Annotated in this window: 8 protein-coding genes; 2 read left to right on the top strand and 6 right to left on the bottom strand. The window is 59.3% G+C overall.

Annotated elements, in window-relative coordinates; genetic code table 11:
- The first annotated feature begins 172 nt into the window (after window positions 1-172).
- Entirely contained in the window at window positions 173-1675 is a 1503-nt protein-coding gene (locus ACRESJ_RS30070) for an aldehyde dehydrogenase family protein (RefSeq protein WP_431761137.1), read from the top strand.
- Window positions 1676-1930: 255 nt separating this feature from the next.
- Here ACRESJ_RS30070 and ACRESJ_RS30065 read toward each other — a convergent pair whose 3' ends face one another.
- The 3 genes from ACRESJ_RS30065 to ACRESJ_RS30055 form a co-directional block, all read right to left on the bottom strand.
- Window positions 1931-2260, bottom strand: coding sequence for a hypothetical protein (locus ACRESJ_RS30065; RefSeq protein WP_431761136.1), 330 nt, complete (start codon window positions 2258-2260; stop codon window positions 1931-1933).
- 524 nt (window positions 2261-2784) lie between these two features.
- Window positions 2785-3288 (bottom strand): GNAT family N-acetyltransferase, encoded by a 504-nt coding sequence (locus tag ACRESJ_RS30060; RefSeq protein ID WP_431761135.1) that lies wholly within the window; start codon window positions 3286-3288, stop codon window positions 2785-2787.
- Window positions 3289-3329: 41 nt separating this feature from the next.
- Window positions 3330-5279: a DNA topoisomerase III gene (locus ACRESJ_RS30055; protein ID WP_431761134.1), complete on the bottom strand. Its 1950-nt coding sequence runs from the start codon at window positions 5277-5279 to the stop codon at window positions 3330-3332.
- Between the two features lie 241 nt (window positions 5280-5520).
- Here ACRESJ_RS30055 and ACRESJ_RS30050 point away from each other — a divergent pair, with 241 nt between their 5' ends.
- Window positions 5521-5886, top strand: coding sequence for a DUF427 domain-containing protein (locus ACRESJ_RS30050; protein WP_431761133.1), 366 nt, complete (start codon window positions 5521-5523; stop codon window positions 5884-5886).
- Between the two features lie 54 nt (window positions 5887-5940).
- Here ACRESJ_RS30050 and lldD read toward each other — a convergent pair whose 3' ends face one another.
- The 3 genes from lldD to ACRESJ_RS30035 form a co-directional block, all read right to left on the bottom strand.
- The gene (gene lldD / locus ACRESJ_RS30045; RefSeq protein ID WP_431761132.1) at window positions 5941-7092 is read right to left on the bottom strand and encodes an FMN-dependent L-lactate dehydrogenase LldD; all 1152 of its coding nucleotides are present in this window, start codon (window positions 7090-7092) and stop codon (window positions 5941-5943) included.
- 190 nt (window positions 7093-7282) lie between these two features.
- Window positions 7283-8905 (bottom strand): MFS transporter, encoded by a 1623-nt coding sequence (locus ACRESJ_RS30040; RefSeq protein WP_431761131.1) that lies wholly within the window; start codon window positions 8903-8905, stop codon window positions 7283-7285.
- A 207-nt stretch (window positions 8906-9112) separates the two neighbouring features.
- Window positions 9113-10759: a GMC family oxidoreductase gene (locus ACRESJ_RS30035; protein WP_431761130.1), complete on the bottom strand. Its 1647-nt coding sequence runs from the start codon at window positions 10757-10759 to the stop codon at window positions 9113-9115.
- Window positions 10760-11024 lie beyond the last annotated feature (265 nt).

Raw genomic sequence — 11024 nt, 5'->3', positions numbered from 1 at the left:
GCTGAACACTGTGGGAGCGGGCCTGCCCGCGACGGGGCCGGCACATTCAATATCAATGTTGACTGACCTGACGCCTTCACGAGTGGGCTCACACAAGGAATTGGCGGCGGATGACGCTCCGGGTGTTTTGCTATACATTTTCCACCCGCCCATTGCATGGTGTAACCGCTTCATGTCTCTTGCGCTCGAACGTCTAGTCGCTGGCACGCAGATCCCTTTCGCCGGTAATCGTGTCACTGAAGTCAGCCCCGAACTGGCAGCACGCTTCCAGCCCGGAGACCATTTGTTGGTGGAGCAGGTCAGCGGCGAGTTGTTGCTGATCCCCGTGGCCGACCAGCAGGCGGCGGCGGTGGCGATCGAGCGCGCAGAAGCGGCATTCAGCGCGATGTCGGCGGTGTCGGATCAGGCGATCAGCACCTTCTTCGATCTGTTCGCCCAACGCCTGGAAACCCCGGAATGCTGGGCCTTGATCGAAGCGGCCAACCGGGCCGACATCGAACGGGCCAAGGCCCGTGGTCGTTCGACCACGCGGTTGCTGGCCGATGAACGCATGCGCCGCGACATGATTGCCGGCCTGCGGGCCTGGCGCGATGCGTCGGCCTCGCGCGGCAAGGTGATCAGCTGCGTCGAGCACGATGGTTGGAAAGTCGAGCAAGTGGTCTCGCCGCTGGGCATCGTCGCGTTTGTCTTCGAAGGTCGGCCGAATGTCTTCGCCGATGCCGCTGGCGTATTGCGCACTGGCAACACCGCGGTACTGCGTATTGGCAGCGATGCATTGGGCACGGCCCAGGCGATCGTCACCCATGCACTGAACCCTGCATTGAGCGACGCCGGGTTGCCCGAGGGGGCGGTATCGCTGGTAGAAAGCGTCAACCATGCCGCCGGTTGGGCGATGTTCGCCGACCGGCGTCTGTCGCTGGCTGTGGCCCGTGGTTCGGGTCGTGCCGTCAGCCAATTGGGCAGCATCGCGCAACAGGCCGGCACCGCCGTCAGCCTGCACGGCACCGGTGGTGCCTGGCTGATTGCCCATGCCGATGCCGATGCCACGCGCTTTGCCAGCGTGGTACGCAACTCCCTGGACCGCAAAGTCTGCAATACCTTGAACGTTTGTCTGATTCACCGTGACCGCGCAGCGGAATTGGTGCCGCTGTTTCTGGATGCGCTGCAACAGGCGGGCAAGTCACGGGGCCAAGGCTGCAAGTTGCACATCGTCGAGGGCAGTGAGGCGTTCCTGCCAGCGGATTGGCAAACCGCAACCGTCGAGGTGTACCGCGCCGAGGGCTACCAGACTGAAGCACTGGCCGAAGCGCTGCCGGAAGATCAATTGGGTCGCGAGTGGGAGTGGGAAGAAACGCCGGAAGTCAGCCTGAAAATAGTCGACGACCTGGACAGCGCCATCGCCTTGTTCAATCGCTACAGCCCGCAGTTCACCGTGTCGTTGATCAGTGAAGACGCGGTGACCCAGGAGCATTTCTACAACGCGGTCAACGCACCCTTTGTCGGCAACGGCATAACCCGTTGGGTTGATGGCCAGTACGCGCTTAACAAGCCGGAACTGGGCCTGTCGAACTGGGAAAGCGGGCGTCTGTTTGCACGCAGCGCGATTCTCTCGGGCGACGGCGTGTTCACCATTCGCAGCCGCATGACCCAGATCGATCTGGGCGTTAAACGCTGAACGGCTCCCATACAGTAAAGCTTTTGTAGGAGCGAGCTTGCTCGCGAAAAACGTTAACGATGACGCGAGCATCCTGAATGATCGCGGCGTCTACAGGTTTTTCGTCGGAACGCCGCCCGGAGCAATCGAGCGTCGACCGGCTGCTCCTACAGTGGCCTTCATTCGCTGAAGTGAACAGCATTAGCCATTAAAAAGGGCCTGCTCTTATCAAGAGCAGGCCCTTTTTATTCATGAGTCATTAAAGACTCATTTGAATTAGTAGAACCGATCAATTACCCGAACTTCGTTTTTATTCTGCATCGAATCCCAGGCCTGATTCAGTGTTTGCAGAACATTACCGATGAAGTCTTTGTCGGCCGCGGCTTTCTTGCCGACATAGCCTTGGCCGCGACGGTACATCTTCAGTCGGGCAAGCAGATTCTGGTTGTTCTGGTCGAACTCCGCTTCATGGGAGTGTGGCGACAGGCAGTCGATCTGAACCTGGCCCGACTTGCTGATCCACAGGATATGGTTGTCGAGGCTGTCTTTTTTCGCCGCGAACATACGAGCCAATTCTTCGATAGTGGGTTGATTGTTCAGATTCATGATAAAGCTCCCTTGACCATTTGGTGATCTTTCAAAGTTGATATCGCTAATACATGTAGCCCATCGGTTAGTTGATCCCTGGCACCGAAACCAGGACGTCAGCAGTCGTCCGCCGAAATCGACGGGGTCCCGCGTCTGTTGCATGTAGTCGTGTTGAATAACTGCTACGCAATAGCGTCACAACGAAGAGAAGCAGCGATTACCTTTTGGCCCCTGCCGACGTTTTCAGTGTCGGCTACAAGCTTCATGAGGATGGATCGCCAGCGCTTCTCGCCCTTGTACTGGACGTTCAGGCCAGGTCAGCTTCTTCAATCTGCCTTGTGGGCAGCGTGTATCCGGAAAAAACAGCTCGGCGGTCAGACGAGCTTGCTCAAGCGTGTTACCAGTACTCCCGATCGGGGAGATGTCTGCATCATGCAAGGGCAAATCGAAGGCGTCAACGGTTTTGTAGTGATTATTTTTAGTCACTACATATTGTCGGACAAAGCTGCATGGAATTAAAAAAAGCTGTGTGAGCGTGCCGCTCAGGCTGACGGCGATGGCGCCGCGAAGCGGTAGAAGGTGCAGGGATAACCCTCAACCGTGAGGGATTGCAGGGTAAATGTGCCTGCGCTGAGGTCAGGCATCACCGCGGCCCAGAACAGCTGTGCGGGTTTGTTCGCCTCGATGTGGAAAATCTGCCATTGCCCGGGAAAGCGGCTCAAGAGGGTGGAAACGACAAACTTCGCGACACCCTGGCCACGAAAACGTCGGCTAACGAACAGATAGCCCATGTTGTACTGGGTGCCGGGCAGGTGGGTCTCGTCATCCAGGGTCACGAAACCGGCGATTTCGTCGTCGACCTTGATCAGAAACGGGCGGGTCGCGGGTTTTCGCCAGTAGTCCGCCAGTGAACGCAAAGTGAAGAAGCCAAACTCACCGAAATTCAGCGGTACCCACTCGCTGAAATCGTAGGTGTAGAACTGCATCAGGTTTTCAATCGTTTCCAGCTCGTCGCGTTGTGCGGCGTGCAGTTCTATCAGGGGCATGCTGGCTGACTCCTGCGGTGGGGCACCATCAGTATGGTCAATCAGGCCTTGCCCGCCGTTTTTGTCGTGCGTTTGGCGCTGGTCGATGCTTTGCGCTTGGTGGGTTTGCGCTTGTTTTTCCAGGGCGTGGCACCACGTCCGGCAGGGCTCGCTGGCCCCGAGATGGTCAGGCTCAAGCCGGCACAGCGGCTGACTTGTTTGCTCATCCAAGCAGCCTGTTTGGTGACGAACTCTTCAAGGCTCATTTCCCCGCTTTGCACCATGTCGAGGGCTTGCTCCCAAATGGCCGTGGTACCCGGGTCGGCAATGGCGCGGGGCACGGCATCGATCAGGCTGAACGCGGCGGGTGTGGCGCAGAGGGCCTTGCCGTTCTTAACCAGATAACCACGGTCGAGCAGGCCCTGGATGATCGACGCGCGGGTCGCTTCGGTGCCAATGCCGGTGGTGTCCCTGAGCTTTTGCTTGAGTAGCGGATCTTCAACCAGTTTGGCGACGTTCTTCATCGCCTTGATCAGGTCACCCTCGGTGAACGGTTTGGGCGGTTGGGTCCAGAGGTCCTTGAGCTGGACGTTGGCCACCGCGCAATCAATCCCTTCGCGCAGGTTCGGCAAGGTTTGCGGCGCCGGCGCTTCGCGGCCCTTGGCGGGTGCAAGGGCTTCGGGCAAGGCGCGCTTCCAGCCAGGCTCGACGATCTGTTTGCCCACCGCGCGCAAGGCTTGACCGGCACAGTCGAAGTCAGCCTGGGTGCGGTCGTATTCGTGGTTGGGCAGGAACTGCGCGAGGTACCGTGCGCGAATCAAGGTATAGACCGCCCGGTGTTTGCCGGTCAGGCGTTCAAGGTTTTTCGCGGCAGCGGTGGGGATGATGCCGTGGTGCGCGCTGACTTTGGCGTCGTTCCAGGCCCGTGAGCGCCTGTGGGGCTCCAGGTGGTCGCGCAAGGCCTCCAGTGTCGGATCGGCCTGTCGCAGCGCGGCGAGAATGCCCGGCGCTTCACTGTGCTGGCTGACGGGCAGATAGCCGCAGTCGCTGCGCGGATAGGTGATGACCTTGTAGGTTTCGTAGAGCGCCTGGGCAATATCGAGGGTTTCCTGGGCGCCAAGCCCGAGCTTCTTCGAGCAGACTTCCTGCAAGGTGCCCAAATCGAACGGCAGCGGCGCCACTTCGCGCATGCGCTCGGTGCGCAGCTTGATTACCTTGGCATTCGCAGCGCCCATCATTGCCGTGGCTGCCTGCTGGGCGATTGCCTGGTTCAGACAGCGATCCTGATCGTCGCAAACGTCGGAGGCTGCGCGCCATTGCGCGGTGAAGGCGGTGCTGTCATGCAACAGTTGCACATCGATGGCCCAGTAGGCGACCGGCACGAAGTCGGCAATGCTGCGATCACGATCCACCACCAGGCGCAGGGTCGGGGTTTGTACCCGGCCGACCGGCAACACGCCTTGGTAGCCAGACTGACGCCCCAGCAGCGTGAAGAGCCGACTCATGTTCATGCCGATCAACCAATCGGCCCGGGAACGTCCCAGCGCCGAATGGTAAAGACTGAAGGTTTCGGCACCCGGCTTGAGTGCGGCAAGGGCCTTGCGGATGGAAGCTTCGTCGAGCGCTGACAGCCACAGCCGGCGGATCGGTCCGCGATATCGGCAATGCTCCACAAGTTCCCGGGCGATCATCTCGCCCTCACGATCGGCGTCCGTGGCAATGATCAGCTCCGAGGCTTCGCCCAGCAGGCGTTTGACCGCCTTGTACTGACTGGCCGTACGCGGCTTGACGGTCATCTTCCATTTGTCGGGAATGATCGGCAGGTCTGCCAGCACCCAGCGCTTGTAGCGCGCGTCATAGGCATCTGGCGGTGCGGTTTCCAGTAGATGGCCGATGCACCAGGTCACCGTGACATCCGTTCCCAGCCAGCAGCCGTCACCTCGGCGCCTGGCACCGAGTACGGCCGCAATGTCTTTGGCCTGGGAAGGTTTTTCACAGAGGTACAGCCGCATAGCCACCATCGTCGATCAGTGTTCAAAGAGGTGTACAGAATGGCCGGTGATGCGCCTGGGAGCAATCTTTATCTGTATGGATGTACAGCTTTTGATTTCAACTCCTCGGCAATCCGTTCGGCTGTGAAGCCAACAAAGGCGTTGAAGTTGCGTTATACCTGATGGATCGAGAGCGATATCCCGGCCATTTCAGGCAAGCTTATCGATAACAGGCCCTTCACCGTCATGAGGAACGTTTTCCATGAAAAGTACCGGTCCTAGTCCTGTCATCACCATTGCCGAGCAGCCTGGCTGCCTGTTGGTGAAGTTCCACGGAATCCAGGTCGCGGCCTCCGCTCGTGCACTGGTCTTGCTGGAAGCCAACTACCCACCGGTGTACTACGTGCCTCGGGAGGACATCGACGAAAAATATTATGCGCGCACCGATCACACCAGCTATTGCCCGTACAAGGGGGATGCCAGCTATTTCAGTTTGCAGGTTCCGGGGCATGAAGGCGCCAACGCAGTGTGGAGTTACGAGCACCCGAAGGTGTCTGTAGAGCAGATCAAGGAATATGTAGCGTTCTATCCGGATCAGGTGAAGTTCGAACTTCTCGATGAGGTCTGATCGATACAACAGGCCGATGACGATGGTTTCTGTCCATGGCAGAAACCATCGCCGTCAGCCCCCGTGATTTATCGCCTGCACCAGCGTGTGTTCATCGATCTGAGCGATTGAAGTCACACCGGTCAATGTCATCGCCACGCGCATTTCCCTGGCGAAAATATCCAGCATGTTTTCCACCCCGCGTTGACCATCAGCAGCCAATGCATAGGCCATCGAACGCCCCAGCAACACACCTTTGGCGCCCAACGCCAACATGCGCACAACATCAAGCCCCGAACGGATGCCCGAATCGACCAGCACCGTCAAATCATCACCGATGGCCTGTTTGATGGGTGGTAATGCCTTGGTGGTGGAGAGCACGCCGTCCAGCTGCCTGCCGCCGTGGTTCGACACGACAATGCCATCGGCGCCAAAATTCACGGCGTCCTTGGCATCCTGAGGGTCGAGGATGCCTTTGATGATCATCGGGCCTTTCCAGAAATCGCGAATCCATTCCAGATCGCTCCAGCTGATCGACGGATCGAAGTTGTTGGCCAGCCAGCCCATGTAGTCTTCCAGCGTCACGGCCTTGCCGAGGTATTTGGAGATATTGCCCAGGTCGTGGGGGCGGCCCATGACGCCCACATTGAAGGCCCAATCGGGTCGGGTCATGGCCTGGAGCATGCGCCGCGATGACGCAAAAGGCCCGGACATGCCCGAGTGTGCATCGCGGTAACGTGCGCCCGGCGTGGGCATATCGACCGTGAACACCAGGTTCTTCACACCGGCGGCCTTGGCCCGCTCCAGCGCGTTTTTCATGAACCCCCGGTCCTTCAACACATACAGCTGGAACCAGATGGGTTGCTGACTTTGTGCCACGACTTCTTCTATCGAACACACCGAGACCGTGGACAGGCACAAGGGTATGCCTTTGTTTTGCGCAGCCTTCACCGCCTGCACTTCACCACGACGGGCGAACATGCCCGTCAGCCCCACAGGCGCGAGGATGATGGGCATTGAAAGTGGTTGATTGAAGAGGGTGGTTTCAAGGCTCAGGGTTTCGACGTTTTTCAGGATGCGCTGGCGCAGGCTGATGCCTGTCAGGTCAGCGCTGTTGGCCCGCAGCGTATGCTCTGCATAAGCACCGCCATCAATGTAATCGAACAGAAAGCGTGGGAGTTTTCGACGTGCTGCCTCGCGGTAATCGGATGCAGAGGAAATGATCATGCCGGTGCCTCGGTCGGGTGAGTGCCGTTGAGTCTTCGTATGAGATTAACCAAATCTGGCAGTGCTGTTCACCCCAATCCCCTGTAGGAGCTGCCGAGTGCAACGAGGCTGCGATCTTTTGATTTTAAAAGCGAGATCAAAAGATCGCAGCCTGCGGCAACTCCTACAGTACGAATGTGTTTACGTTGCTTCAGTTTTTATCGAGATCCACATTGCGTGTCTCACGCAGGCAAATCATCCCCACCACCAGGCTCACCGCGGTAATCAGCACCGGGTACCACAGCCCATAGAAGATATCCCCGGTGTAGACCACCAGCGCAAACGACACGGTCGGCAGGAACCCGCCAAACCAGCCGTTGCCGATGTGGTAGGGCAGGGACATTGAGGTGTAGCGGATTCGGGTCGGGAACAGTTCGACCATCAGCGCCGCCAGCGGGCCGTAGCACATGGCAGAGATGATGATCAGCGCCACGATCAAGGCCACGATCATCGGTTTGTTGATCTGCTGCATGTCTGCCTGTTGTGGGTAGCCGGCGAGGGTCACCGCGCCACGCAAGGCGGCTTCGTCGAAACCGTCGATCTTCACGTCGCCGACGCTCACCTGCACGCCGCTGCCGGCAGGGGCCGCCTCGCTCTGGTACGGCAGGCCTTGCTTGATCAGGAAGGTCTTGACCTTGTCGCAAGGGCTATCAAATTTCGCCTTGCCCACCGGGTCGAACTGGAAGGTGCAGGTGGCCGGGTCGGCCAGTACGGTGATCGGGGCCTGGCGACTGGCCAGGTCGATGGCCGGGTTGGCGTAGTGGGCCAGGGTCTTGAAGATCGGGAAGTACAGCACGGTGGCCAGCAACAGGCCGAGCATCAGCACCGGTTTACGCCCGACCTTGTCCGACAGCCAGCCGAAGAAAATGAAGAACGGCGCGCCAATGGTTACGCTGACGATCAGCAGGCCGTTGGCTACGGCCGGGTCCATTTTCAGGAACTGGGTAAGGAAGAACAAAACGTAGAACTGCGCCGCGTAGAACGTCACGGCTTGCCCGGCGTTGATGCTGAACAGGGCAATCAATACAACCTTGAGGTTTTCCCATTTGCCGAAGGAATCACGAATCGGCGACTTGCAGAGCTTGCCTTCCTCTTTCATTTTCATGAAGGCAGGCGATTCGTGCAGGCTCATGCGAATCCAGGTGGAGATGCCCAGCAGGATGATCGAAAACAGGAACGGAATGCGCCAGCCCCAGACTTCGAACTGATCGCCGGTGAAGTAACGGCAACCCAGCACCACCAGCAGCGACAGCAAGAGGCCAAGGGTGGCCGTGGACTGAATCCAGCTGGTGTGGAAGCCGCGTTTGCCCATCGGCGCGTGTTCGGCGACATAGGTCGCCGCGCCGCCGTACTCACCACCCAGCGCCAGGCCCTGAAGCATGCGCAACACCACGAGGATGATCGGTGCGGCGATGCCGATGCTGGCGTAGTTGGGCAGCAAACCGACACAGAAGGTCGCCAGGCCCATCAGGACGATGGTCGCGAGGAAGGTGTATTTACGCCCGATCATGTCCCCCAGTCGACCGAACACCAGGGCACCGAACGGCCGCACGATGAAGCCGGCGGCGAAGGCCATCAGGGCAAAGATGAACGCCGTGGTGTCGTTGACCCCGGCGAAGAACTGCTTGCTGATCACCGCCGCGAGGGCGCCGTAGAGGAAAAAGTCATACCACTCGAAGACCGTCCCGAGCGACGAGGCGAAGATGACTTTCTGGGTTTCCTGGCTGGTGCCCACGCTGCGCGTGGCTTCCAGGGGCTGAACATGTTCTGACATACCGGTATCCCTCACAGTGATTGTTTTTGTTGTTTCACTGATGTTGCGTGTTCCTTGCTGGGGTGATGCTCGATACAGATCGTTCCCACGCTCCGCGTGGGAATGCCTCAGCGGACGCTCCGCGTTCGGCTCTGGATTGGGACGCAGAGCGTCCCGGGCTGCATTCCCACGCAGAGCGTGGGAACGATCAACTGGGGCCGCGTACGGTCACGGGTGTGTGGCCAGTTCCTTATCCTGGGTAATGTTCCTTGTGTCGGCGTTGAGAATCAGCTGTGCCGCCTTCTCGGCGATCATCAGCGTAGGTGAACAGGTGTTGCCCGAGGTGATGCGCGGCATGATCGAGGCATCGGCGACGCGCAGACCGGGGATGCCGTGTACGCGCAGTTGGGCGTCGACCACTGCGTCGGCATCGTTGCCCATGCGGCAAGTACCGACCGGATGGAAAATCGTGGTGCCGATCCGCGCGGCGGCTTCATGCAGTTGCTCTTCGCTTTGCAGGCTTTCGCCGGGCAGGTATTCGACGGGCTTGAAGGCTTTCAGGGCCGGGGCGGCGACGATACGACGGGTCAGGCGAATGGCGTCGGCAGCGACCCGCAAATCCTCGGGGTGACTCAGGTAGTTGGGTTGAATCAGCGGCGCTTCCAGCGGGTTGGCCGAGCGGATTTCTACCCGACCACGGCTTTGCGGGCGCAAGTCGCAGACCGACGCGGTAAACGCCGGGAAGTTGTGCAACGGTTCGCCGAAGCGCTCCAGCGACAGTGGCTGCACGTGGTATTCAAGATTCGCCGAGGTCTGTTCCGGCCCGGAACGGGCGAACGCACCGAGTTGACTCGGCGCCATCGACAGCGGCCCGCTGCGGTCGTACAGGTAACGCAGGCCCATCCCCATCTTGCCCCACAGGCTGCCAGCGATCTGGTTCAACGTGCGGGCATTTTCCAGTTTGTAGATCAGGCGCAGTTGCAGGTGATCCTGCAGATTGCCGCCCACGCCGGCCAGTTCATGGACGAGGCCGATGCCCAGCCGTTGCAGCAGCGGGCGAGGGCCGATTCCCGAGCGTTGCAGGATGCTCGGCGAGCCAATGGAGCCGGCGCTCAGAATGATTTCCTTGCGTGCCTTGAAGGTCTTGGGTTGACCTTGCCAGCGGGCACTGACTGCCGAGGCTCGGCCGTTTTCCAGCAGGACGCGATCGACTTCGACACCGGTCAACACCGTCAGGTTGGCGCGATTGCGGATCGGCTTGAGAAACGCCTTGGCCGCGTTCCAACGAATGCCGGACTTCTGGTTGACCTGGAAGTAGCCGCAACCCTCGTTGTCGCCCTGGTTGAAGTCATCGATGCTGGCGATGCCGCTTTGCTCGGCGGCGCTCTGGAAGGCATCGAGTATCGGCCACGACAGGCGCTGGCGCTCCACCCGCCAGTCACCGCTGGCCCCGTGAAATTGAGATTCACCGGCAAAGTGGTTTTCGCTTTTCTTGAACAGCGGCAGCACGTCCTGCCAGCGCCAACCGGGATTGCCATCGGCCGCCCAGCCATCGTAGTCGCCCGCCTGGCCGCGCATGTAGATCATGCCGTTGATCGAGGAACAGCCACCGAGCACCTTGCCGCGTGGGTAGCTCAGTGTGCGACCTTGCAGGCCGGATTGCGCTTGGGTCTTGAAGCACCAATCGGTGCGTGGGTTGCCGATGCAGAACAGGTAACCCACGGGGATGTGAATCCACGCGTAGTTATCGCGACCACCGGCTTCGAGCAGCAGTACCCGGTGTTGCGGGTTGGCTGACAGTCGATTGGCCAGCAAACAACCGGCCGGTCCTGCCCCGACCACGATGTAATCGTATTCATCAAGGGAAGACTGCATCCCTGGCCTCGTCTTGTTGTTCTTGTTGTCAGTCATCCTAGTTGTTAGCTTTCGTTTAAAGAATGTTAGTTTTTGCGCAGCTGCTGTTCGTTTTTAAACAACGCCGACCTAAGGATGTAATGCTGTTCACTTATGCGAATGAAGACCAATGTAGGAGCGAGCTTGCTCGCGAAAAACTTGTAGGCGCAGCAACCATTCAGGATGCTCGCGTCATCGTTAACGTTTTTCGCGAGCAATCGAGCGTCGACCGGCTGCTCCTACAGTT

The sequence above is a fragment of the Pseudomonas sp. genome, assembly GCF_050739655.1.
Lineage (GTDB): Bacteria > Pseudomonadota > Gammaproteobacteria > Pseudomonadales > Pseudomonadaceae > Aquipseudomonas.
Note: the sequence above shows the minus strand (reverse complement) of the source record. Positions and strands in the feature narration are given on the sequence as shown.